The sequence below is a fragment of the Pseudomonas putida genome, assembly GCF_004357765.1.
GTDB classification, from domain to species: Bacteria; Pseudomonadota; Gammaproteobacteria; order Pseudomonadales; family Pseudomonadaceae; genus Aquipseudomonas; species Aquipseudomonas putida_U.
Genome location: NZ_SMTE01000015.1, coordinates 80,730 through 105,435 on the forward strand (window position 1 = coordinate 80,730; position 24,706 = coordinate 105,435).

A 24,706-nucleotide genomic window follows, 5' to 3' on the forward strand; every position below is an offset into this window, starting at 1 on the left:
ACGCACAATGCCTGCCGCCACCGCCGCCAGCCCCTGGTACAAGCACCTCTGGCCCTGGATCATCATTGGCATCCTGACCACCTCGGTATGCCTGAGCCTGACCATGGTCAGCATCGCCGTGCGCAATCCGGACAACCTGGTCAACGACAACTACTACGAGGCCGGCAAGGGCATCAATCGCTCGCTGGACCGCGAACTGCTGGCCCAGACCCTCAACCTCAAGGCCAGCGTGCACCTCGACGAACTGACCGGCGAAGTGGACCTGCGCCTGACCGGCAACAGCGACCCGCAGAGCCTGGAGCTGAACCTGATCTCGCCGACCCAACCTGAGCGCGACCGCAAGGTAGCGTTGAGCCGCGTCGAGGCTGGGCGTTATGTCGGGCAACTAGATGACAAGGTCGAGGGACGGCGCTTCGTCGAATTGCTGGGCAGCCAGGACGATCATGTGTGGCGGCTGTTCGAGGAAGAGAAGGTCGAGCATGGTGTGACCTTGCAGCTGGGCGATGAAGCGCTGCAAGGTGCCGAGCGCCAGTAATGACCCACCCCACGCCCTGCTACCACTGCGCCCTGCCGGTTCCGGCCGGTAGCCACTTCACCGCCGTGGTGCTCGGCGAGCCCCGCTCATTCTGCTGCCCGGGCTGCCAGGCAGTGGCCGAGGCCATCGTCGCTGGCGGCCTGGAGCACTACTACCAGCACCGCAGCGACACCAGCGCCAACCCCGAGGCACTGCCCCGGCCGTTGCAGGACGAATTGGCGCTGTATGACCGCGTCGACGTGCAACAAGGCTTCGTACACCACACCGGCGACCTGGCCGAGGCCACCTTGCTGGTCGAAGGCATCAGCTGTGCCGCGTGCGGTTGGCTGATCGAAAAGCACCTGCGCAACCTGCCCGGCGTCGCCGAAGCCCGGCTGAACCTGTCCAACCACCGCCTGTTGCTGAACTGGGACGACCGCCAATCGCCACTGTCCACGCTCCTGGCCGAACTGCGCCAGATTGGGTACGCCGCCCACCCCTACCAGCCCGACCAGGCTGCCGAGCGCCTGGCCGAGGAAAACCGCAGCGCCCTGCGCCGCCTTGGCGTGGCCGGATTGCTGTGGTTCCAGGCGATGATGGCGACCATGGCCACCTGGCCGGAATTCAACATCGACCTGTCGCCCGAGCTGCATACCATCCTGCGCTGGGTGGCGCTGTTTCTGACCATTCCGATCGTGTTCTACAGCTGCGCGCCGATCTTCAAGGGCGCTGCACGCGACCTGCGCACGCGCCACCTGACCATGGACGTGTCGGTATCCCTGGCCATCGCCCTGGCCTTCGGCGCTGGAATCTGGACCGCCATCAGCGGCACTGGCGAGTTGTATTTCGACACCGTGGGCATGTTCGCCTTGTTCCTGCTCACCGGCCGCTACCTGGAGCGGCGCGCCCGCGAACGCACCGCGGCGGCCACCGCACAACTGGTCAACCTGTTGCCGGCCTCGTGCCTACGCCTGGCCGGCGACGGCAGCGCCGAGCGCATCCTGCTGCGCGAACTGCAGCGCGGGGATACCGTACGCGTGCTGCCCGGCGCAGTGATTCCGGCCGATGGCCGAATCGTCGAGGGCCACTCCAGTGTCGACGAATCGTTGCTGACCGGCGAATACCTGCCACTGCCGCGCCAGGCCGGCGAGCGGGTCACCGGTGGCACGCTGAACGTGGACAGCACCCTGGACATCGAAGTCGAAGCCCTCGGCCCGGACTCCAGGCTGTCGGCCATCGTGCGCCTGCTCGAACGTGCCCAGGCGGAAAAACCACGCCTGGCGCAGATCGCCGATCGGGCCGCGCAGTGGTTTCTGCTGTTCAGCCTGCTCGCCGCCGTGCTCATCGGCCTGGGGTGGTGGTATCTGGAGCCGGCCAGGGCGTTCTGGATCGTCCTGGCGATGCTGGTGGCGACCTGCCCTTGTGCCTTGTCGCTGGCCACGCCCACGGCCTTGACCGCCGCCACCGGCACCTTGCACAAGCTGGGACTGCTGGTGACCCGTGGCCATGTGCTCGAAGGTCTCAACCAGATCGACACGGTCATCTTCGACAAGACCGGCACCCTCACCGAGGGACGCCTGGCCCTGCGCAGCATCCGCCCACTGAACACGGTCTCCGCCGAACGCTGCCTGGCCCTGGCCGCCGCCCTGGAAAACCGCTCCGAGCACCCTATCGCCCGCGCCTTTGGCCAGGCGAGCCTGCCGGCTGAGGCCGTGCGCAACGTGCCCGGCCTGGGCCTGGAAGGACGGGTGGACGGCCTGCAGTTGCGTATCGGCCAGGCTGCGTTCGTGTGTACGCTCAGTGGCGCTACTCCCCCACCGCTGCCCGAGCCCCGCGGCCAATGGCTGCTGCTGGGTGACGCAAGCGGTCCGTTGGCCTGGTTCGGCCTGGACGACCGCCTGCGTGAGGATGCGCCGGTCCTGCTGGCCGCCTGCAAGGCCCGGGGCTGGCGTACGCTGCTGCTGTCGGGCGACAGTTCACCGATGGTCGCCGAAGTGGCCGCGCAACTGGGCATCGACCATGCCATCGGCGGCCTGCGCCCGGACGACAAGCTCGAACGCCTCAAGGCGTTGCAGGCCGCGGGCCACAAAGTGCTGATGCTGGGCGATGGGGTCAACGACGTGCCGGTACTGGCGGCTGCCGACATCAGCGTAGCCATGGGCAGCGCCACCGACCTGGCCAAGACCAGCGCCGACGCGGTGCTGCTGTCCAACCGCCTGCAGGCCCTGGCACAAGCCTTCGACCTGGCCCGGCGCACCCGCCGCAACATCCTTGAGAACCTGCTGTGGGCGACCTTGTATAATGGCCTCATGTTGCCGTTCGCCGCGCTCGGCTGGATCACCCCGGTGTGGGCGGCCATCGGCATGTCGGTCAGTTCGCTGATCGTGGTGCTCAATGCCCTGCGCCTGACCCGTCTGCCCGCTGACACGACGCCGTGCCCGAGCGAAACACCGCTGCCTGGAAGGAACACGCCATGCCCGCGCTCTATGTGATGATCCCGGCCGCCCTGCTGCTCGTCGGGGTGGCCGTGTACATCTTCTTCTGGGCGGTGGACAGCGGTCAGTACGACGACTTGGACAGCCCTGCCCACAGCATCCTGTTCGACGACCAGGATCCGCGCCACCAGGCGGCGGTCAAGCCCGACCCCGCCGAAGCTGACGACCAGGAACCACCGCCCCGTGGCTGATCTGCTCCCTCTGCTCGGCTCGGCATTGATCCTCGGCCTGCTCGGTGGCGGCCATTGCCTGGGCATGTGCGGTGGACTCATGGGTGCGCTAACCCTAGCCATTGCGCCCGAGCAACGCAGCCGCCGCTTGCGCGTGCTGCTGGCGTACAACCTCGGTCGCATTCTCAGCTATGCCAGCGCAGGGCTACTGCTGGGCGTTGCCGGCTGGGCCGTGGCCAGCAGCCCGGCGGCACTGGCATTGCGGGTGGTGGCGGCGCTGCTGCTGATCGCCATGGGCTTGTACCTGGCCGGCTGGTGGAGCGGGCTGACCCGCATCGAAGCGTTGGGTCGGGGGCTGTGGCGGCACCTGCAACCCGTCGCCACGCGCTTGCTGCCGGTATCGAGCATGCCCCGCGCGCTGTTGCTGGGGGCACTGTGGGGCTGGCTGCCCTGCGGACTGGTGTACAGCACCCTGCTGTGGGCCGCCAGCCAGGGCAATGTCTGGCATGCCGCGGCCTTGATGCTGGCGTTCGGCGTGGGCACCTGGCCGGTGCTGCTGGCCACCGGACTGGCAGCGGAACGCGTCAATACGCTGCTGCGCCGACGCAGCGTACGGGTAGCCGGGGGGTTGCTGGTGATCCTGTTTGGCCTCTGGACCCTGCCAGGCCCCCACCAACACTGGCTCATGGGGCATTGAGCGGGCCGCTCGGCGCACCGATACCCCTTGATACAAGTCAACACAGCCAGTTACCGGCGGCCCTAGACTCCGGACATTGCATCTCTTTCCGGGGACCGCCTCCATGCTCGACGACCTACGTTGGGATGCCGACCTGATTCGTCGCTACGATTCGGCCGGCCCACGCTACACCTCCTACCCGACCGCCGTGCAACTGCACAGCCAGGTGGGCTCGTTCGACCTGCTCCACGCCTTGCGCGAGAGCCGCCGGGCGGTGCGTCCCCTGTCGCTGTATGTGCATGTGCCGTTCTGCGCCAACATCTGCTACTACTGCGCCTGCAACAAGGTGATCACCAAGGACCGCGGTCGCGCCGCGCCCTACCTGCAACGCCTGGAGCAGGAGATCCAGATGATCGCCTGCCACCTCGACCCGCATCAGCGCGTCGAGCAACTGCACTTTGGCGGCGGCACCCCGACCTTCCTCAGCCACGCCGAGCTGCGCCAACTGATGGCCTGCCTGCGCCGCCACTTCAACCTGTGCGAGGACGATGACGGCGACTATGGAATCGAACTCGATCCACGCGAAGCCGACTGGCCGACCATGGGTCTGCTGCGCGAACTCGGCTTCAACCGCGTCAGCCTGGGTGTACAGGACCTCGACCCGACCGTGCAGCGAGCGGTCAACCGCCTGCAGAGCCTGGAACAGACCCGCACCCTGATCGAAGCGGCGCGCACCCTGCAATACCGCTCGGTCAACCTCGACCTGATCTACGGCCTGCCCAAGCAGACCGTAGAAGGCTTCGCCCGCACCGTCGACGAAGTGATCCGCCTGCAACCCGATCGCCTGTCGGTGTTCAACTACGCCCACCTGCCCGAGCGTTTCATGCCGCAACGGCGCATCGACAGCAACGATCTGCCACCGCCCGCAGCCAAGCTGGAGATGCTGCGCAACACCATCGAACAACTCACTGCGGCCGGCTACCGCTACATCGGCATGGACCACTTCGCCCTGCCCGACGACGAACTGGCCGTGGCCCAGGAGGAAGGCACCCTGCAGCGCAATTTCCAAGGCTACACCACCCACGGGCACTGCGACCTGATCGGCCTGGGCGTCTCGGCCATCAGCCAGATCGGCGATCTGTATTGCCAGAACAGCAGCGACCTCAACACCTACCAGGAGGCACTCGCCAACGGCCAATTGGCCACCCAGCGCGGCCTGCTGTGCAATGACGACGATCGCCTGCGCCGCGCGGTGATCCAGCAGTTGATCTGTCACTTCGAACTGGCTTTCGAGCCCATCGAACAGGCGTTCAACATCGACTTTCGCGGCTACTTCAACGACCTCTGGCCACAACTGCAAAGCATGCAACGCGACGGCCTGATCCATCTCGATGCCGAAGGCATCCGCATCCTGCCGGCGGGGCGACTGCTGGTTCGTTCGGTGTGCATGTTGTTCGATGCCTACTTGGCCCTACAGAACCGACAGCGCTTCTCACGAGTCATCTAGGACCGAGACGAATAACCACATGGACAATACGTCTTGCCAAGACCACTATGGGCAGGCAATGCGCTGCGCAGACACCAGCGCTGAAGCGCTGCCAGGCCGCGACACAATCGCGCGCGCTGGCTTCCGACCCATGCCGTGGGTTACCCTTACGGCTAATGTGTGTTTTCCCACAAGGATCGATTGAAAATGTCCGAGCCAGTCAAACTGCGCGCGCACAACCAGGCCCATTGCAAGGATTGCAGCCTGGCGCCCCTGTGCCTGCCTCTCTCGCTCAACCTGGAAGACATGGACGCGCTGGATGAGATCGTCAAACGCGGACGCCCGCTGAAGAAAGGCGAGTTCCTGTTCCGCCAGGGTGACAATTTCGGCTCGGTCTATGCCGTACGTTCCGGCGCCCTCAAGACTTTCAGTCTGAGTGACAGCGGCGAGGAGCAAATTACCGGTTTCCACCTGCCCAGTGAGCTGGTGGGGCTGTCAGGCATGGACACCGAGGCCTATCCGGTGTCGGCCCAGGCCCAGGAAACCACCTCGGTCTGCGAAATCCCCTTCGAGCGCCTCGACGAACTGTCGGTGCAACTGCCCCAGCTGCGCCGCCAGCTGATGCGAGTGATGAGCCGGGAGATCCGCGACGACCAGCAAATGATGCTGCTGCTGTCGAAAAAGACCGCAGACGAGCGGATCGCCACCTTCCTGGTCAACCTCTCGGCACGTTTCCGCGCCCGCGGCTACTCGGCCAACCAGTTCCGCCTGAGCATGTCGCGCAACGAGATCGGCAACTACCTGGGTCTGGCGGTCGAAACCGTGTCGCGGGTGTTCACCCGCTTCCAGCAGAATGGCCTGATCAGTGCCGAAGGCAAGGAAGTGCACATCCTCGACCCGATCCAGCTGTGCGCACTGGCCGGTGGCGCAATGGAGTCCTGAGCCCGCTGCGAACAGGGTATACTGGCGCATTCGTTTTTCCAGGATACCCGCAACGATGCACAGCGACGCCTTCGACCTCAAAGCCCTCATCCGCCCGGTAGTGGACTTTCCCAAACCGGGCGTGATCTTCCGCGACATCACCCCGCTGTTCCAGTCGCCGCGTGGGCTGCGCTACGTGGCCGATCAGTTCATCGAACTCTATGTCGAAGCCGAGTTCAGCCACATCGGTGCAATGGACGCGCGGGGCTTCTTGATCGGCTCGATCATCGCCCATCAGCTGAACAAACCACTCATTCTCTTCCGCAAGCAAGGCAAGCTGCCTGCCGATGTACTCTCCGAAGGCTACCAGACCGAATATGGCGAAGCGTTCCTGGAAGTGCACGCCGACAGCCTGTGCGAAGGTGATTCGGTGCTGATCTTCGATGACCTGATCGCCACCGGCGGCACCTTGCTGGCAGCCGTCAACCTGGTGCGCCGCACCGGAGCGCAGGTGTTCGAGGCGGCAGCGATCATCGACCTCCCCGAGCTCGAAGGCTCGCGCCGCCTGCAGGCGGCCGGGGTACCGACCTTCTGCCTGACCGAGTTTTCCCTGAGCGAATACTGAGTCGCTTTCCGGGCCGCTCTGCGGCCCTTTGTCACAACGCGATCGGCTTGCGCCCGGCAAAGGCATGCGCCAGCGTGCCGCCGTCGACCAGCTCCAGTTCGCCGCCCAATGGCACGCCATGGGCGATGCGCGAGGCCACCAGGCCCTTCTCGGCCAGCAACTGAGCGATGTAGTGCGCAGTGGCCTCGCCTTCTACCGTCGGATTGGTGGCCAGGATCACCTCGGTGAAACTGCCCTGCTCCTCGATTCGCGCCATCAGTTGTGGAATGCCGATCGCCTCCGGGCCCAGGCCGTCCAGCGGCGACAGATGCCCCTTGAGCACGAAGTAACGCCCGCGATAACCGGTCTGCTCCACCGCATAGACATCCATCGGCCCCTCTACCACGCAGAGTTGGGTGTCGTCCCGGCGGGGATCGGCGCATTGCGGGCACAGCGTCTGCTCGGTCAAGGTCCGGCACTGCTGACAGTGCCCGACCCCCTCCATGGCCTGGCTCAGGGCCTGGGCCAAGCGCACGCCACCACTGCGGTCACGCTCGAGCAGTTGCAGGGCCATGCGCTGGGCGGTTTTCTGACCCACGCCAGGCAGAATGCGTAGGGCGTCGATCAGTTGGCGGATCAGAGGGCTGAAGCTCATGGGGAAAGGCCTGACATATCAATAAGAGGCGGTTTATACCCAGCACTGCCTTGTGCGTCAAATCGCTAGCCCCAGACGGCAACAAGCCGGCCCGTCCTTGATTGGAAGAGCCGGCTTGTCGATGGGATGACAACCCTACTGGATCAGGAGACCCGCACAGCGCCTCGAGTATCGGGTTTGTCGGCTTTGCCGGTACGCACCGACAGCACGGCGATCAGCGAGATCACCACGGTGCCGAGCAGGTACAGGGCGACCGGCTGCCAGCTGCCGTCGTAGCGGCTGAGCAGATAGGTAGCGATCAACGGAGCGGTACCGCCGGCCAGGGCTGCGCCCAACTGGTAGCCCAGGGTGATGCCGGTATAACGCACACGGGTCGAAAAGATTTCCGAGCTCATGGTACCCAGCACGGCGGTCACCGGCGCCCAGAGCACACCGAAGGCGATCACCGTGGCTACTTGCAGCCCCCAAGCGGTGTGAGTATCGAGCAACTTGAAGTAAGGCACGATGAACGCGGCGATGGACAGGATGCCACCGATGTACACGGTCTTGCGCCCGACCTTGTCCGACAACCAACCCATTACGGGAATCATCAACGACGCGACCGCCGCGCCGATCATGACCGCGTTGAGGGTGCTGACCTTGTCGTAACCCAGGGTACTGACCGCATAGCTGACCACGAAGGTGGAGAAGATGTAGAACGGCGCAGTTTCGACGACTTTCAGGCCCGCAGCGATCAGTACTTCACGCCAGTGGTCGCGCAGCGTCTCGACCAGCGGCATCTTGGCCACGTTGCCAGTTTCCTTGGCCTTCTTGAACTCCGGGGTTTCATCCAGACCATGACGGATCCACAGGCCCAGGAACACCAGAGCGGCGCTGAGTATGAACGGCACACGCCAGCCCCAACTCATGAACTGGTCGTCCGGCAAGGTGGCCATGAGGCTCACGGCCATGGTCGCCAGGAGCATGCCCACGGTCACGCCGACCTGCGGCACACTGCCGAACAGACCTTTGCGCTTGGCCGGCGCATATTCGTAGGCCAGCAGCAGCGCGCCACCCCATTCGCCGCCGATGCCCAGACCTTGAATCACCCGCAGACTGATCAGCAGGATCGGCGCCCAGACGCCGATATGTTCATAAGTGGGCAGGCAACCGATGAGCACGGTCGCGCCGCCCATCAACGAGAGCGTGATGACCAAGGTCTTCTTGCGCCCGATACGGTCGCCGATATGGGCAAACAGCACGCCACCGATGGGTCGGACAAAGAATGTCAGGGAAAACGACAGGTAAGCCAGCAACAGGCCAACCACCGGATCGAAGGTAGGGAAGAACAGTTTGTTGAAAACCAGGGCGGCGGCGGTGCCGTAGAGGAAGTAGTCGAACCATTCGATCGAACTGCCAGTAAGGCTGGCGACCAAGGCTCGGCCACGCCCCTGGATTGCAGGGGGGGTTGCGCTGGAAGGCGTCATTCGAGTCTCCGTTTCTTGATTTTATGTCGGCGAGCACAAGGTGAATTGGCGCGAAGAGCAACCGGGTTGCACCGTGTCGGAGCGGATCTTATTCAAAGCGCAAAAAAAGGTGCAACCCTGATTAAACGATTAATCTCCAAATATTTTGTAATGGACCAAAAAATGCGCTGTTTTGATTCACAAAAAAGCTAGAAAAACCCGAACTCACCAAATTGGTGCGCAGTGACTGCACGGTCACCAACGCATCTCTTGATTAACAATCAAGCGCGACAAAGTGCAAGTTGCACCTAGTTGCACCTTGTCTGAAAAAAACCGTAATCTATTCGCCGATAAAACAACAAACACACCGAGGCAGCAATGAACGTGCTTTTTATTGGTTATGGGCGGATGGGCGGCGCACTGGGTAATGCTTGGCTGCAAGCGGGATTGGTCAATCATTTGAGCATCGTCGACCCAGGACTCACCGCAGACGCCGAGCAAGGTCGCTACATCCGTCTTGAAGACGTCCCGCAGCACCGCGCTTTCGACTTGATCGTGCTCGCTGTCAAGCCCGCCTACGCCACCGCAGCCCTGGCCGGACTGACTGATCATCAATGCCAGCAGGCTACCGTGGTTTCCGTCGCAGCGGGCGTGACCGAACGCACCCTGAGCAATGCCGTTGGCCAGCGTTGCCCGGTGGTACGCGCCATGCCCAATACTCCGGTGCTGGTCGGTGCCGGCTGCACCGGGCTGTACGCCACCGAGCATTTCGATGCCTCACGCCAAGCCGTCATCAGTCGCCTGTTCGAGGCCGTGGGCGCAGCCTATTGGGTGAGCGAAGAGCAGCAGCTCGATGCCGTTACCGCCATCAGCGGCAGTGGACCGGCTTACTACCACCTGTTCAGCGAAGCATTGGCAGAGGCCGGCATCAAGCTAGGCCTCGAGCCGGAACTGGCTCGCAGCCTGGCCGCACAAACCGCGTTTGGCGCGGCAACGCTGCAACATCAACCCCATGCCAATTTCACCGACCTTCGCGTGGCAGTCACTTCGCCGAACGGCACGACAGCAGCGGCAATCGATGTCTTCGAAACCCAGGGCCAGCTTCGCGCCTTGGTTGAAGCTGCAACTGGCGCGGCCCATCGACGCTCGGTCGAGTTGTCGAACGAAAGCTGATACTAGTGAAATCGAGAGCGCAGCGTAGGGGCTTTAAGTGGGAGCAAGCAGTTTTGCGCCACTTTCCTTAGGTGTCTGGACCGGACACAGGGTGGACAGGTGTGCGGGGACATGGTTGACACTTTTCGGCAAGCAAACCTGCCGGAAATTCGACCATGCCCTGGAGCGTGCGAGCCACTAGGTGCTTGTCTTGGGGGTTGAGGTGGCGCTCGATCTCACAGGCGCCAAATTCCTTACTACAGGCATCAAAAAAGCCGCCCCTGAACCCCAGCGGCGGCTTTCACAAAGCAAAACGCCTTAGAACGGCATCTTGAAGCCTGGCGGCAATTGCATACCGGCGGTCATGCTGCCCATCTTGTCCTGGCTGTTTTGCTCAACCTTGCGCACTGCATCGTTCAAAGCCGCGGCGATCAGGTCTTCCAGCACTTCCTTGTCGTCTTCGTCGGTCGACATCAGGCTCTGATCGATGCTGACGCGCTTGACGTCGTGACGACCGGTCATCACCACGCTGACCAAGCCACCACCGGCCTGGCCCGTCACTTCGGCATTGGCCAGCTCTTCTTGCATCTTGGCCATTTTTTCCTGCATCTGCTGGGCCTGCTTCATCAGGCCGGCCATGCCACCTTTCATCATGGGGTATACCTCGATTGGGTCATTGGGTGCAGCCCGACAAGGGGCTGGGCACATGGTTATCCGTTACTGACCCTGGCTGACCAGGGCCTCTACAGGCTCAATAGTATCCTGCCGCACCTTGGCACCGAACTGCTTGATCATCTGCTGGATCAACGGATCCTGCTCGATCGAGGCCACGGCATCCTGCTGGCGTTCGGCGCGCTTGCGCGAGGCGGCCTGGGCTGGTGTCTCCTGCTCCGGGCGGATCAGCTCGATACGCAGGTTCAAGGTGCGCCCCAGGTGCTGGTTGAGGGCCTCGTTCAGACGGCGCTGCTGGGTAGCATTGAACAGCGCGCCCTGGCCCGGGTCCAGATGCAGCAACCAGTCGTCACCGTCGGCCGCTATCAACGTACAGTTAGCCGCGATGTTGCCTGTCATGCCAGTCACTGGCAACTGTGGGAATAATTCCAGCCATTGCAGGGCCAGACCGGTCGCCGGGGCCGCTGCCGGCAGCGGCTCGGGCGCGGCGGCGGGCGTTTCTTCCTGGACATGCTCGGCCAACTCGTCCAGGTAGCTGAAGCCGACCGGGTCGCTCTCGCCGACGTAGTAATCCTCGTCCATAGGCGGCTCGTCATCGCGCTCCATGCCGGCCGGGGAATAGGCGGACGGATCGAACGGCGGCTCGTCGTGGTCCGGCTGGCTGGCGACAGGCGCCGGGATCTCGGCGGGCGCTGGCGTCGGACGAGTTGCCACGGGCGCCACAGCAGGCTCTTCCCAGGGCAGATCGACAACCTCCTGCACCGACGCAACCGCTGGCGGTGCAGCCACCGGTTCGGGCGCCGGCTCTGGTTCCGGCGCTGGTTCCGGCTCTGATTCTGCGACGGGCTCGGGCTCGGGCACTACCGCCTGAATGCTTTCAATCACAGGCTCGGACGCAACAACGGCTGGCACCTCGGCCACCGGCGCTATCGCTGCCACCGGTTTCGCAGGATCAGCTGTGGCCTGGCTGATCCCCACCGGCTTTAGCACCGGTGTCGGCGCATTCTCGGCATCCGCAGGGCGGAACGCCAGCATGCGCAGCAGGACCATTTCGAAGCCACCGCGCGGATCCGGTGCCAGGGGCAGGTCGCGACGGCCGATCAGGCCCATCTGGTAATAAAACTGTACGTCTTCGGCCGGCAGCGCCGCCGCCAGGGCCAGCACGCGCTCACGATCGCCCTGGCCGTTGTCCACGGCCTCGGGCAGCGCCTGAGCGATAGCCACGCGGTGCAGCACATTGAGCATCTCGGCGAGTACGCCGCTCCAGTCCGGCCCCTGCTCGGCCAGGTTGCGCACGGCCTCCAGCAGCGCCCGCGCATCACCTTCGAGCAACGCCTGCAACACACCGTAGACCTGACCATGGTCGAGGCTGCCGAGCATGGCGCGCACATCGGCGGCCAGCACCTTGCCCTCACCGAAAGCGATGGCCTGGTCGGTCAGGCTCATGGCATCGCGCATCGAACCATCGGCGGCACGCCCGAGCAACCACAGCGCATCGGCCTCGAACGGCACGTTCTCGGCCGCCAGTACGTGGCTGAGGTGTTCGACCACGCGCTCCGGGCTCATGTTCTTCAGCGAGAACTGCAGGCAGCGCGACAGGATGGTGGCCGGCAGCTTCTGCGGATCGGTGGTGGCGAGGATGAACTTGACGTAGGGCGGCGGCTCTTCCAGCGTCTTGAGCAAGGCGTTGAACGAGTGCGTGGAAAGCATGTGCACTTCGTCGATCAGGTAGACCTTGAACCGGCCACGGCTCGGTGCGTACTGCACGTTGTCGAGCAGTTCGCGGGTGTCTTCGACCTTGGTGCGGCTGGCGGCGTCGATCTCGATCAGGTCGACGAAGCGCCCTTCATCGATCTCGCGACAAACCGAACAGGTGCCGCACGGCGTGGAGGTGATACCGGTTTCGCAGTTCAGGCACTTGGCAATGATGCGGGCGATGGTAGTCTTGCCGACGCCCCGGGTACCGGTGAACAGATAGGCGTGGTGCAGCCGCTGGTTGTCCAAGGCATTGATCAAGGCCTTGAGCACATGGGTCTGGCCGACCATTTCGCGGAACGAGCGCGGGCGCCATTTACGTGCAAGAACCTGATAACTCATCGAAAAACCATCGTAGCCTGATCGAGCGGAAGATCGCTAATGCTAGCGGAGCGGGGCCGAAATTGCACCCTGCGCGGCTCGTCTAAGCTAATGAACTGGCGCACGCGGCTCAGGGAGGACATGCCTTGCGAAAACTGCTGCTGTTATGGCTGCTGTTGATTGCCCCCGCCCAGGCAGAGCAGCCCGTGCTGCGTTTTTCCGTAGCCGAGAGCTGGAGCATGCCGCTGATCCGCTTCGAAGACGGCCAACCGGTGGAGGGCATGCTGTTCGACCTGATGCAAGCCGTGGCCCAGGAAGCCGGTGCTCGTCCCGAATACCACTTGATGGCCCGCCTGCGTTTGCAACAAGCCATGGAAGATGGCGACATCGATGTGCGCTGCTATGTTAGCCCCAAGTGGTTCAACGCGCGCCCTGGCCATTTTATCTGGAGCATTCCTCTGATCCATCAACGCGACCTGCTGGTAGGTCGCGCCTTCGACATCCCCCCTACTCGCCCCGAACAACTGCCGCCACAGACGGTCGGCACGGTGCTGGGGTACGTCTATGACACTCTCGACCCTCTGTTCGCCAAGGGGCAACTGCAACGTGAGGACAGCCGCAACCAACTGCTGGCATTGCAAAAGCTCCAGGCCGGCCGCTACCGGCTTGCGGTGAGCAATCAGTTGTCTTTGCAGTGGTTCAACCAACACGGGCCGCCTGAACAGCGCCTGCAGGTCATCGCGGTGCTTGATGAGCAGATGCTGGGGTGCCTGGTACGCAACGACCCGACGATCCCCTCCCAAGGGGTGTTGCGCGCGCTGGTACGGATGAAGCAATCCGGAGAACTTGAGCGAATCGTCCAGCGATATGGCGCTTCGGGATATTCGGAGAAGATGTCGCTGGCACACCCTTGAAGTGCATGGGAAGGCACCTCGTTTCGACAAAGGAATACAACTGATTATTAGTTGTAGCCTGATGCGATAGACGGCGCCTTCGCTCGCCTCCAGCCGGGAAAACCCGCGCATTTGCGGTGCTACGCTGAAAAAGCGGGTTTCCTTCTGGGGAGAAAGATAATGCCGCTACATGCCAACAAGCACGAAGTCTACTGGTCCTTGGCCGCCATCGCCCTCGGCGTCGTTTTCATTGCGTATGCCATCGACATTCCTACCATGGGATTGATCTGGACACTGGTCCATCGCTCTTGACGTCCAAGCCTGGAGCTCAGTTTCCCGGCGCCGCCTGGTGGATGTACTGATCGTCACGGATCCAGCCGATGAACGATCGGCCATGCGGATTGATGTACTCGACCCGGGCCCAACCCTCCTTGTAAGCCAGTACGCCAACCACATCTTCCTTGACGATGTAGGGCCGCTTCGCGGTCCTGCCGCCTGCGGCTTTCAACAGGTAGGCCTTGTCGGCGGCAATGGTCACCAGGCCGATCCACGGCTTGCTGGCGGTCTGGCTCAGCTCTAGGCCCGTGGTGATTTCCGGCATCAGCACGCTTGGGCAGCCTGGGTGCTCACGGCCTCTTTCCACCGTCAAGGTCACGCCATTCTCAACCGGCGCCACGGTGCCTGGAAAGGCCTCGTCGAGCCAGGTGGTAACCGGAGTGGAGGCCGTGTCGTCGATCTTGCCCTGCAGATAGAAAGTGCAATGGCGAGTAACGCCCTGCCCCAGCTCTTCGGAGTAGTAGCCTTCGATCCGATGATCAGGGGTGACCGCCAGCATCAGCGTCTCGTACTGGCCCGACTTGAATCCTGGGGTGCCAGCCAATACCGGCGCGGCGCCGCACAGCAGCACTGTGGCCATAGCCACCACCTGAGCGGAAAACGTCTTCAGCATGTCATTTCTTCCCTTCGAGCGCTTCATAGGCGCGTTTGATTCTGACGTCATAGTCGCCGTAGTCGTCGCCGTTGTAACTGCGCGCCATGCCCGCATAGTCCTTGTTGGTCGCCGCCTTGATGAACGCCGGGTTCTTGCTGCAAAAGCCGAGGAAGGCCTTGAGTTGCTGACCGGCGTTGAGCTTCATTGCAGTGACGAAGTCGAACACATGCTTGTAACCGCAATCGGCAAAGTTGAACCCCATGATCTGGAACATTCCCCAGGATGCCGACTTTAAGGCTGCCTCCTGATCCAGAGCGAACGCGGTGGCCAGGGTTTCCCACGCCTTGGCCTGATCCTTGTTGTTGGCTTGCCATTGCGGTCCGGCTTTCTTTTTGTAGGGATAGGAAAGCAAGGGATGGGTTCGGTCGTACTTGTGCCGCGTGTAGCGGCGAAAGATATGTCCCTCGAAGGCGATCACCGGCAGGTTGGCCGGCCCGAAGCCGGAGCGTCCGCCCGACTCGACCGTGGCGAAGGCCTTGACCAGGTTGGCGGTGATGCCATGGCCAAGCTGGCTGGCGGCGTTCTCGAAGTCGCTGTCGCTCAACGTCGTGCCGCCGTCACAGGTGGCTTGCAGCACCATCTGCCGATTGCGTCGTTGCGCCTCGATGATCGCCCGTGCCCGCGCCAGATAGTGATTGACCGTGGCCTGGATCATGTCGGGGCCATTGCTGCTGCCATAGACGCTACCCAGGGCATTGGTGAAGGTCGGCAGGCGCAGCGTGGGGTGCAGCTTGACCGGCACTCGGATCGCTTCTTCGATCAGGCTGTTGAAGGTTCGCCCACCCGGGTCCACCACCCCGTCCGGGTGCGCGTACCTCAGGTGGCGAAATTGATACTGGCTGATGCATTGCACCAATCGGCTGTCGGTACGGCCATTTTCAGGCAGCGGCATCCCCAGCCTAGGCGTGATCAGGTTGAACAGATACTGGATGCATTGAACATCGGCAGGCAGGTTTCGCGCCTTGCCTGGGGCCCCCACCGAGGCCACGATGAGGCTCGGCAACCCTTGCAGGTCTTTCATTGCACACGTCCTTGTCGATCAACTCAGCGATATCGATCTGATGTCGCTGTCTAGCCACGGTCACATTCTGAAACATGTGGCGTCGGAAACTAACAAGGGGGGTGCGGGTTGTCCAGCGCGGGAACTCGGACTTGTGAAGCAGGCATTGTTAGTGGGTGGGGACCCTTGGGGTGAATGTCAGGGTTTTCTGAATCTGCCGAATCGCTCTTCATCGGTCCCTTCCTAGCGACTTATCCTACTCGCCTATCAGAAGCGCTTATATTGTCTGAAAACCGCTCCAGCCTTAACGTCACCGGGTCGTCGCGTTGATGACCGGGTGTGAGAGCCTGACGAGTTAGACCATGAGCCGTTCTGCTATGGCAGTCGTGCGTGGGCAGGCTCAAGCCTGGCCGGGTTTTCCTGTGTCTACCGGTCTCTCACCCCACGCATGGCTGCCGCCCTATCCTGTGAGAGGGAGAACAGTGGTAGCTCCTGGGTAGACATAGGAGTTACACCATGAAAAAGATTGCTCCCGACCCACCCCACACCCATCAACATCTCAGGCAAACGCTTGGGAACAGTCAGATCTCCATTCCAGCAGATACGAAGTTGTTGCACTGAGGCAACTTGTTCCGCCTGGGCTGGGTCTATCGTAGGGAGGTCAGTAATTCTGCAAGGGCGGCGACTCTGACAGACTGGTGGGCCGCACCTGTGGGGGGCTGATTTGCCTTGAGGACATACCGTAGCGGTAGGGCCAACCCAGGCACCTATTCAGGATACAGCGAAAAATAAATCTGTCCCCATTTCTCGCATTTCTCGTCCCCATTTCTCTCGGCAGGCAGGTTTCGCGCCTTGCCTGGGGTCCCCACCGAGGCCACGATGAGGCTCGGCAACCCTCGTAGGTCTTCCATTGCGCACGTCCTTGTCGATCAACTCAGCGATATCGATCTGATGTCGCTCCCTAGCCATGTCACATTCTGAAACATGTGGCGCCGGAAACTAACGGGGGGATGGGGTCGTCCAGCGCGGGGACTCGGGCTTGTGAAGCAGGCATTGTTAGTAGGTGGGGGCCCTTGGGGTGAATGTCAGGGTTTTCTGAATCTAGGGCTTGATCGTGCATGAGTCATAGCTAAGGAAGTATCCTACAAACCACATCGACGTCTTGAAGTTGTCATGCGATGGCCCGGAAAGATAACGTTCCCGAGTCGTTTTCGGACGATGGAGTGTGAGAACTCCGTAAACATGACAGCAGCCAGTAATGGCGGCCCTGTGTGGGCAGACCTTGGTCTGGCCGGCTTTCCCATGTTTACCGGTTCTCACCCCACACTTGGCTGCCACCCTGCTCCCGTGAGAAGGAGCGGATCGGTAGATCCTTTTCGAAAAAAACTGGGGCTACACCATGAACAAGATCAAGCCTGACCCACCCTCCAGCTATCTCCATCCAAAGTGCACATTCGAACAAACCCAGATTGCTCATGCGGCGAATACCCAACTGTTGCACTGACGCGCAACTTGTTTCGCCTGGGCTGGGTTTATCGTAGGGAGGTCAGTAATTCTGCAAGGGCGGCGATTCTGACAGACTGGTGGGCCGCACCTGTGGGGGCTGATTTGCCTTGAGGACATACCGTAGCGGTAGGGCCAACCCAGGCACCTATTCAGAATACAGAAAGGGCAATAAAGCGGGGTAGAACCAGGACAGCCTCGATTTTTCGAGGACCGGAAATGGAGGCGGCCCCACCAGCCACACCCCGGCACTCGATGTTCCCGCTATGGCTGCTCCCTTCCGGGCCTGACCGGGTAGCATTCAGGCATGCAGGGTAATCGTTGCAAGCCTTATGGCACAAGGGTTGACGGCCTTGGCCTGTCCCTGTCTGAGCTGCTTGAAGGCCTGTAGTCACTTGGATTGACGCTACACTGGGCTCAGCCCCATGAGCGATCCGACCCATGACTGAAAAACTGGTCCACGCATCAACCAGCGGAATCGCCACAGAATTCGGCTTTTACCCGATCTGTTGCGATATCGAGAGTGAACAGTTCTCCATCCGAACGCTTCCCAACCATGAGGAAACCGTTTCCTCTATCGTTGAAGATGCAAACGTCATCGACGGCTGGCTCTACCCGGGACCACAAAAGCGATTGGACTTCGTAAGCAGTACTCTCCGACCAATGCCCTATAGCAGTCGCGTCTTCGGGCTGCCCAAGACTCATGTCTTAACCCTCAGCAAAAGCGAGAACCAATACGACCTCGACTTTGTAGTCTGGTGCCTATCCTTATTCACTGGCATGCGCCTGACGGCTACAGAGGCAGGCTTTCTTGATGCGACTCCCGTTAAGCCACACAAGCTCGTTGACTTCGCTCTTTACCGCTGCAACCTGATCGATGCTGTGCATTTGGCACTCAATTTCTTAGAGCGGGAACGCGATGCGCCTCGTACCCCTAAGCGAATCGCCGCAGTCATTCATGCTTTGTTCTTGGCACAATATCCTCAGAACCTTCCTTTTGAACGGTTTCAGTACCTCTACATGGCATTAGATGGCTGTTTCAAGCTTCTCGACGTCAAGGAGGAAACCAAGCTACACGTGCCTCATGCGCGGCGGATCCAATGGATGTGTGAAAAATTCGCCATCCCCATACCCGAATGGGCAATGAGTCAAGCAGGAGCTTCGTCTCTATCAACCGTCCGTAACGATACCATGCACGAAGCCCTATTCTTCGATGAACCTTTAGGATTCTCAATTTACGGTGGCAACAAGCCTGATGGAGATCCTACGAATGTCACCCTGCAAATGCAGGCACTGGTATGCCGACTTCTAATCGCCATCCTCGGAAGGGCTGATACCACATATGTCAAATCGCCAATCAACACCCGGATGATACATAGCCTTGAGCTGCATGATCGCGCCACCGGGTAAGCTGAGAGAGTGAGACTGAGGAGCCTCGACCGATTTGGGTATAGATCAGCCGGTACGGTGATTCAGGTATCCGCATGTACCTATATAAGATCTATTGACCAATCAAATCGGTACACACATAATCGGTACACCCAAAACGATACAGGATTATCACCATGTTCATTCGGGCCTACCTCCGTGCATCCACCGGCAAGCAGGATGCAACCCGTGCTAAGCAGTCGCTGATTGACTTCGCCAGTGAGCATGGACAGAAGATCGCAGCTTTCTACGTTGAGAATGAGTCGGGCACCAAGCTTGATCGTCCTGAGCTATTCAGGCTGCTAGAGGACAGCCACGAAGGGGATTGCATACTTATTGAGCAAGTGGACAGGTTGTCTCGCCTCTCGCCAGATGACTGGGCAAGTTTAAAAGCCATCATCGCAGCTAAGAGGGTGGTTGTGGTATCGCTCGATCTGGCCACCAGTCATGCAGTTCTGAAACCGGCTGCCGGCATGGATGACTTCACTAAAGGGATGATTGCAGCGGTCAATGGCATGTTGCTGGATATACTGGCTGTAGTAGCTCGTAAAGATTACGAAGATCGTCGCCGCCGTCAGAGCCAAAGCATCGCTAAAGCCAAGGAAATGGGTGTGTATAAAGGCAGGCAAGCTGATGAGGATCTTCATGCTCGCATCAAGCATGCCCTGTCCTCTGGCATGAGTCTCCGCAAGACAGCCACCACTGTAGGTTGTGCCCTGAGTACGGTGCAGCGAGTGGCTAAGATGTAGCGTCTGGAGAGCCCACAGGCCCGCCTCTCAGGCGGTGCTAGGCCCTTCCAAGTTATTTATAGAATCCTAGCGTTCCCGCTGGCCCGGAGAGGGGGCCGCTAAGACATTCGGGTAGAACCGACTGATCCTAGCGCAGGCAGCTCAGGGTTATTTTTCCTGACTGCGTACGAATAGCCCCTCACCCCATACACTCCGCTGTCAGCGGCGGGCAGGTCACTTGCAAGGAAACGAAGTCTGGAGCGCCATGACAGTAAGGTTGGTGGCGTTCCGATTCAGCTTATCAGGATGGTCTTCAAGGTATTCGACCGTGACCCTCACCAAGTGGTCAATGGTGGCCTCTGGTGGGGGGCATATCCTGTGCGACGGTCCCACCATGAGGTTAATTGCCCCTATCAGATCGCCTATGGTTGCCATGGACCCCAAGCAGACTCCCGTGTCGAATGTGAGCTTGCCGGCAAGGTGAGCCTTACACGTCTGTAGGAGAATGGTTCCGTCATTGTGTGCCGCTGTCGCTTCACCGCTCATAAGTACCGCAACTAGTACAGCCGCTACCGCTCCTGCCTTCATGCAACCCTCTCTCCGTATTCAGTGGCTTAAAGCCATCATACTGGATACTGCGTAAGCCTGGGGTAACGTCGTTTTGCTGATATGGGAAAGGACACCGCCCACGGTAGGCCAAGTGCTACTATGGGCGCCTTCCAGATGCTAAGGGCTGCGTAGGGTATGGGATCGGATTTTGATGAAGGGAGTTTTAAGAAGGCACGTAGCTTCCTGATGGTATTTTCCACCATGCTGCTTGTGCTGTGGTATTTCGAAGCAGAGATGAGCACCCTTTCGCTGCTAGGCAACTCCATCAAGTTCACCGCTAACACCCATAACCTCTGGTTTGTGCTAGCCGCAGCGAACCTCTATTTCTTCTGCCGTTACATCCAACATCTTCCTCCGGATTGGCGTAAGCCCGGTAAGAGCTTTGAGGAATTCTTCGACTCTACGTTTTGTAGGGTGACGAAGCTGGTTTACAGGAGGAAGCTTTACGCTCATGCCTGGGAACACTTCAGAACGGATCACTCTGTTGATGGTGTGACAAAATTTAAGGTTAAGGCTAGCGGCTCACGGCATAAGGAAAGATACGAAGCTCACGGTTTCTTCCCGAGCCTACGCCCTGAGATGAAGGTCGATTTCAGTTTGCCCTATACGTGGATCGAAAAAGATCGGCTCCTCTCAAGCACGGGATCTGGTACAGTTGTTACGCCCCACAGGGTAGTGGTTAACTACTCTCGGGTGAGTTCGTGCATTAAAGTCGTGTTCCTGGCTCCGTGGTTTACAGAGCACCTCTTCCCAATGCTCTACGCCCTATGTGCCGTCGGGGTTGGATTCTGGAGCTGGCACACGGTAGATGTCTCCGCACCCGTAGCTTCGCAGCTACAGGCTTCCATGCAAGCCAACCCCCGATCAATCAGGTGTATCTCTGAGAGCATCCAAGCGAAACACTCGGTGCTATCGGTAGCATGTATTCCAGCCCCTACTGTGACACCTGAGCGTTTGATGCCCAGCAATCTTTAAACCGGAGGAAAGAAATGTCCACCGCATGGAGTCTTAAAGAACTGAGAGATGGTGTGATAAGGGCTGAGCTGCACGACACCAAAGAGGCTATCGAAATCATCAGCTCCATTGGGCGCTCATGTGAAATTTTTGATTATCACAAGTGCCTTGCTCGTGACGCGTTCCAAGTGTTCGACGTGAAAAACGACCCTCACGGAATTGAGTTCGCTAGACAGCTTTTTGACTTGAACGAAAACCAAGAAGCTCTTTATGAGGCAAAACTCGAAAGCGAAGCCAATCTTATCGCCTGCATCAGCACCACTCGAAACTCATATGACAGCTTTGGTCAACTAGTTAATATTCTCGCGATAGCCACACCCCTCAAGGGTAACTTCTACGTTCATGACGTAGCGAGAGCACTCCCAACTGGACAGCTAAAAACCGAACTAAGCGCGGCTGTATCATCGGAGTGGTTCACATATGCGAACGCATTCATGAATACAGTGAAGCATCGGCAACTGATCACCCACAGCGCCTCCATTTCGTTTGTAAATGAAAATCGAGGAGGGAAGGTTCGCAGCTTCCAACACAAAGGTAAGCCCTACCAAGAGTACTGGGTTCGCGAGGTGCTAGAGGGCACCGTAGAGCTTCAAAACGCTCTAGTTCTTTGTGGCAGGGCGCTCAATGAGGCGTTTCTGAACAATCCAAGTAGAGACTGAGCTTGGGAAACAAGCTCTCCACAGATATGATACCGCTCATGGTGCACCACTCAGATGTACCTAAACGCTGTCACACTTCGAGATTTTTGAGCGAGAAATCCTTGAGAATTCAAGGAATTGCGTAATGGAGGCGGCCCCACCAGCCACACCCCGGCACTCGATGTTCCCGCTATGGCTGCTCCCTTCCGGGCCTGACCAGGTTAACGGGTAATCAATGCGGGGGGACCGATGGGGCCACCACTACGCGGCTCACTAAGCAGCGAGCCGCGCCATTGTACCGTTCTGGGGCGAAGATACAACCGCTGCGGCCAGAAAAAATCATCGTTTCTCAATGACTTGTCTGGATTGCACCCATGCCGGGCGTCATCCGGTCCTTGGGGAGCAACTCTCTTGCCGCCCTGAGCGGGTCTGCACGCGATCACCGGCAAGGCCGGTGCCATGGACCGAGGTGTCCGCTTCGCGGGCAAGCCCGCTCCTACAGGATCTTCACTGCTACCAAAGCCTGACGACCTTTCCTGCAGCATGAACGGTTGGGCATCCCTTGATGCCGCTTGGCCATTGATCTGAAGCCACTCAGACCGAGATACCCTGCTCCGCCAGGAACGCGACGAAGGCATCCTCATCCAGTACCTTGACCCCTAGCTCGCTGGCCTTGGCCAGCTTGGAACCGGCGCCAGGACCGGCGACCACGCAGTGGGTCTTGCCCGAGACCGAGCCCGCCACCTTGGCCCCCAGGCTTTCCAGCTTCTCCTTGGCGATATCGCGGCTCATGCGCTCCAAGGTGCCAGTCAGCACCCAGGTCTGACCAACCAACGGCAGGCCTTCGGCGGTTTTCTTCTCGCTGCTCCAGTGCATGCCAAAGTCCAGCAGTTGGGCTTCGATCGCTCGCGCCAATCGCTGGTTGGCCTCATCCTTGAAGAATTCACGCACGGCTTCGGCCTGCTTGGCGGCCAACGCCTGGCGCAGGTCGATGCCGTCGGCGGCGATGATCTTGTCCAGGCTGTCGAGTTTGGCCACCAGTTTTTCCGCACCCGTCGGACCGACCGAGGCGATGTCGAGCTTGGCGATCATGCCGGCAAGGGTGGTGCTGGCGGCGAACTCGGCCGCCAAGTCGCCTTCGTCCTGCAATTGCATGCCACTGGCCAACAACTGCTCGATGACCTTGCGGTTGTGGTCGTCCTCGAAGAAGTTGTGGATCTCATAGGCCACTTCCAGGCCGATGTCCGGCAGATAGGTGAGCACCTGGGGCAAGGCCACCTGCACCCGCGCCAGACTGCCCAGCGAGCGGGCCAGAACCTTGGCGGTCTCTTCTCCCACATCGGGGATGCCGAGGGCATAGATGAAGCGGGCCAGGGTCGGGCGCTTGCTGGCTTCGATGGCATCGAGCAGCTTGCGGCTGGACACCTCGGCGAAACCCTCGAGGCCGACCACCTGCTCGAACTCGAGCTTGTAGAGGTCTGCGGGCGAGCCGATCAGGCCTTCGTCCACCAACTGCTCGACACTTTTCTCACCCAGACCGTCGATGTCCATGGCACGCCGCGACACGTAGTGAATGATCGCCTGCTTGAGCTGCGCACCACAGGCCAGACGACCGACACAGCGATACACCGCACCTTCGCTGGTGGTTTCCTTACCCTTGCTGCGCTTGACCAACTGAGTGCGCTCGACCTGCGATCCACATACCGGGCACTCGCTTGGCACCTGGACCGGACGGGCATGCTCCGGACGGCGTTCGAGCACCACTTGCATGACCTGCGGGATCACGTCGCCAGCGCGGCGAATGATCACCGTGTCGCCGATGCGCAGGCCCAACCGGGCGATCTCGTCCATGTTGTGCAGGGTGGCGTTGGACACGGTCACGCCGGCCACTTTGACCGGCTTGAGACGGGCTACCGGAGTCACCGCACCGGTGCGCCCGACCTGGAACTCGACGTCCAGCACTTCGGTGAGCTCTTCCATGGCCGGGAACTTGTGGGCGATCGCCCAGCGCGGCTCACGGGCACGGAAGCCCAGCTCGCGCTGGGCAGCCAGGCTGTTGACCTTGAACACCACGCCATCGATTTCGTAGGGCAGGCTGTTACGCCGCTCGCCAATATCGCGGTAGTACTCCAGGCACTGCTCGATGCCGGCAGCATGCTTGAGCTCGCGGCTGATGGGCAGGCCCCAGGCCTTGAGCTGCTCGAGGATTTCGATATGACTGTCGCCAATGGCTGCGGACACCTGGCCCACGCCATAGCAGCAGAACTCCAGTGGGCGGCTGGCGGTGATCTTCGAATCCAGTTGGCGCAGGCTGCCGGCGGCGGCGTTGCGCGGGTTGGCGAAGGTCTTGCCACCGGCTTCGGCCTGGGCGGCGTTCAGCCGGTCGAAGCCGGCCTTGCTCATGAACACTTCGCCGCGCACTTCCAGCACCGCCGGCCAGCCTTCACCGTGCAGCTTGAGCGGGATGTTACGCACGGTGCGCACGTTGGCGCTGATGTCCTCGCCGGTGGTGCCGTCGCCACGGGTGGCGCCCTGCACCAACAGGCCATCACGGTACAGCAGGCTGACCGCCAGGCCATCGAGCTTGGGCTCGCAGCTGAAATCGACCGCACCAGGCTGATCGAGGCCTTCGACCACGCGGCGACCGAACTCGCGCAGGTCGGCCTCCTCGAAGGCGTTGCCGAGGCTGAGCATGGGGACTTCGTGACGCACCTGGCTGAATGCGGCCAGGGCGGCGCCGCCCACGCGCTGGGTGGGCGAGTCCGGGGTGATCAGGTGCGGATGCTCGGCCTCCAGCGCTTTGAGCTCGTTGAACAACCGATCGTATTCGGCGTCGGGCACGCTGGGCTCGTCGAGCACGTAGTAGCGATAGTTGTGCTGGTCGAGCTCGGCACGCAGTTCGTGGATTCGGGATTCGGCGTTCATGTTTTCAGGGTCTCTTGCAAAGCAAAAGAGCAGCCTGGGGGATGGTGGCTGGGGTTCGAAGGGGCGGTTACAGACAACCACAGCCCCGAACCGACCAGCACGCCCCCAGGC

At 60.8% G+C, this 24,706-nt stretch carries 20 protein-coding genes and 1 other RNA gene; 12 read left to right on the top strand and 9 right to left on the bottom strand.

The window, feature by feature from the left end; translation table 11 throughout:
• Positions 1 to 7 precede the first annotated feature (7 nt).
• The 7 genes from E2H86_RS21505 to E2H86_RS21535 all read left to right on the top strand — a co-directional run bounded on the left by E2H86_RS21505 (position 8) and on the right by E2H86_RS21535 (position 6,887).
• Entirely contained in the window at positions 8 to 535 is a 528-nt protein-coding gene (locus tag E2H86_RS21505) for a FixH family protein (protein ID WP_133331512.1), read from the top strand.
• The gene (locus tag E2H86_RS21510) at positions 535 to 3,006 is read left to right on the top strand and encodes a heavy metal translocating P-type ATPase (protein WP_133331514.1); all 2,472 of its coding nucleotides are present in this window, start codon (positions 535 to 537) and stop codon (positions 3,004 to 3,006) included. The genes E2H86_RS21505 and E2H86_RS21510 overlap by 1 nt, the downstream gene beginning before the upstream one ends.
• Positions 2,988 to 3,200 (top strand): cbb3-type cytochrome oxidase assembly protein CcoS, encoded by a 213-nt coding sequence (gene ccoS / locus E2H86_RS21515; protein WP_133331516.1) that lies wholly within the window; start codon positions 2,988 to 2,990, stop codon positions 3,198 to 3,200. The genes E2H86_RS21510 and ccoS overlap by 19 nt, the downstream gene beginning before the upstream one ends.
• Positions 3,193 to 3,876 carry a sulfite exporter TauE/SafE family protein gene (locus tag E2H86_RS21520; protein ID WP_133331518.1) on the top strand — a complete coding sequence of 228 codons (684 nt, stop codon included), beginning with the start codon at positions 3,193 to 3,195 and terminating at the stop codon, positions 3,874 to 3,876. Before ccoS ends, E2H86_RS21520 begins: the two co-directional genes overlap by 8 nt.
• A gap of 103 nt (positions 3,877 to 3,979) precedes the next feature.
• Positions 3,980 to 5,362, top strand: a complete 1,383-nt coding sequence (hemN, locus tag E2H86_RS21525; RefSeq protein WP_133331520.1) for an oxygen-independent coproporphyrinogen III oxidase — start codon at positions 3,980 to 3,982, stop codon at positions 5,360 to 5,362.
• A gap of 186 nt (positions 5,363 to 5,548) precedes the next feature.
• Complete coding sequence (fnrA, locus tag E2H86_RS21530) at positions 5,549 to 6,283, top strand: Crp/Fnr family transcriptional regulator FnrA (RefSeq protein WP_133331522.1); 735 nt, start codon at positions 5,549 to 5,551, stop codon at positions 6,281 to 6,283.
• Between the two features lie 55 nt (positions 6,284 to 6,338).
• A complete protein-coding gene (locus E2H86_RS21535) occupies positions 6,339 to 6,887 on the top strand; it encodes an adenine phosphoribosyltransferase (RefSeq protein WP_133331524.1) in 549 nt (182 codons plus the stop codon).
• 31 nt (positions 6,888 to 6,918) lie between these two features.
• On the opposite strand, the gene recR is transcribed toward E2H86_RS21535, so the two are convergent.
• Together recR and E2H86_RS21545 are read right to left on the bottom strand one after the other, a co-directional pair.
• Positions 6,919 to 7,521, bottom strand: coding sequence for a recombination mediator RecR (recR, locus tag E2H86_RS21540; protein WP_133331526.1), 603 nt, complete (start codon positions 7,519 to 7,521; stop codon positions 6,919 to 6,921).
• A gap of 143 nt (positions 7,522 to 7,664) precedes the next feature.
• Positions 7,665 to 8,987: an MFS transporter gene (locus E2H86_RS21545; protein WP_133331528.1), complete on the bottom strand. Its 1,323-nt coding sequence runs from the start codon at positions 8,985 to 8,987 to the stop codon at positions 7,665 to 7,667.
• Between the two features lie 357 nt (positions 8,988 to 9,344).
• Between E2H86_RS21545 and proC the strand changes: the two genes are divergently transcribed.
• Complete coding sequence (gene proC / locus E2H86_RS21550) at positions 9,345 to 10,139, top strand: pyrroline-5-carboxylate reductase (protein ID WP_133331530.1); 795 nt, start codon at positions 9,345 to 9,347, stop codon at positions 10,137 to 10,139.
• Positions 10,140 to 10,436: 297 nt separating this feature from the next.
• Here the strand turns inward: proC and E2H86_RS21555 are convergent, their stop codons facing one another.
• Together E2H86_RS21555 and dnaX are read right to left on the bottom strand one after the other, a co-directional pair.
• Entirely contained in the window at positions 10,437 to 10,772 is a 336-nt protein-coding gene (locus E2H86_RS21555) for a YbaB/EbfC family nucleoid-associated protein (protein ID WP_054899968.1), read from the bottom strand.
• 63 nt (positions 10,773 to 10,835) lie between these two features.
• On the bottom strand, positions 10,836 to 12,887 hold the full coding sequence (gene dnaX, locus E2H86_RS21560; RefSeq protein ID WP_133331532.1) for a DNA polymerase III subunit gamma/tau: 2,052 nt from the start codon (positions 12,885 to 12,887) through the stop codon (positions 10,836 to 10,838).
• Positions 12,888 to 13,012: 125 nt separating this feature from the next.
• Between dnaX and E2H86_RS21565 the strand changes: the two genes are divergently transcribed.
• The gene (locus tag E2H86_RS21565; RefSeq protein WP_133331534.1) at positions 13,013 to 13,780 is read left to right on the top strand and encodes a substrate-binding periplasmic protein; all 768 of its coding nucleotides are present in this window, start codon (positions 13,013 to 13,015) and stop codon (positions 13,778 to 13,780) included.
• A 307-nt stretch (positions 13,781 to 14,087) separates the two neighbouring features.
• On the opposite strand, the gene E2H86_RS21570 is transcribed toward E2H86_RS21565, so the two are convergent.
• Together E2H86_RS21570 and E2H86_RS21575 are read right to left on the bottom strand one after the other, a co-directional pair.
• Positions 14,088 to 14,708, bottom strand: a complete 621-nt coding sequence (locus E2H86_RS21570) for a hypothetical protein (protein WP_243744087.1) — start codon at positions 14,706 to 14,708, stop codon at positions 14,088 to 14,090.
• Position 14,709: 1 nt separating this feature from the next.
• On the bottom strand, positions 14,710 to 15,771 hold the full coding sequence (locus E2H86_RS21575; protein WP_133331536.1) for an N-acetylmuramidase family protein: 1,062 nt from the start codon (positions 15,769 to 15,771) through the stop codon (positions 14,710 to 14,712).
• 1,923 nt (positions 15,772 to 17,694) lie between these two features.
• On the opposite strand from E2H86_RS21575, the gene E2H86_RS21580 reads away from it, so the two are divergent.
• Positions 17,695 to 18,663: a hypothetical protein gene (locus E2H86_RS21580; protein ID WP_133331538.1), complete on the top strand. Its 969-nt coding sequence runs from the start codon at positions 17,695 to 17,697 to the stop codon at positions 18,661 to 18,663.
• Positions 18,664 to 18,818: 155 nt separating this feature from the next.
• Positions 18,819 to 19,430, top strand: a complete 612-nt coding sequence (locus tag E2H86_RS21585; RefSeq protein ID WP_133331540.1) for a recombinase family protein — start codon at positions 18,819 to 18,821, stop codon at positions 19,428 to 19,430.
• Between the two features lie 213 nt (positions 19,431 to 19,643).
• On the opposite strand, the gene E2H86_RS26520 is transcribed toward E2H86_RS21585, so the two are convergent.
• Positions 19,644 to 19,997 carry a Rap1a/Tai family immunity protein gene (locus E2H86_RS26520; RefSeq protein ID WP_368773738.1) on the bottom strand — a complete coding sequence of 118 codons (354 nt, stop codon included), beginning with the start codon at positions 19,995 to 19,997 and terminating at the stop codon, positions 19,644 to 19,646.
• 1,010 nt (positions 19,998 to 21,007) lie between these two features.
• Here E2H86_RS26520 and E2H86_RS21590 point away from each other — a divergent pair.
• The gene (locus tag E2H86_RS21590) at positions 21,008 to 21,691 is read left to right on the top strand and encodes a hypothetical protein (protein ID WP_133331542.1); all 684 of its coding nucleotides are present in this window, start codon (positions 21,008 to 21,010) and stop codon (positions 21,689 to 21,691) included.
• Between the two features lie 134 nt (positions 21,692 to 21,825).
• On the opposite strand, the gene ffs is transcribed toward E2H86_RS21590, so the two are convergent.
• Positions 21,826 to 21,922, bottom strand: an RNA gene (ffs, locus tag E2H86_RS21595) — signal recognition particle sRNA small type.
• A gap of 342 nt (positions 21,923 to 22,264) precedes the next feature.
• Positions 22,265 to 24,595 carry an NAD-dependent DNA ligase LigA gene (gene ligA / locus E2H86_RS21605; protein WP_133331544.1) on the bottom strand — a complete coding sequence of 777 codons (2,331 nt, stop codon included), beginning with the start codon at positions 24,593 to 24,595 and terminating at the stop codon, positions 22,265 to 22,267.
• Positions 24,596 to 24,706 lie beyond the last annotated feature (111 nt).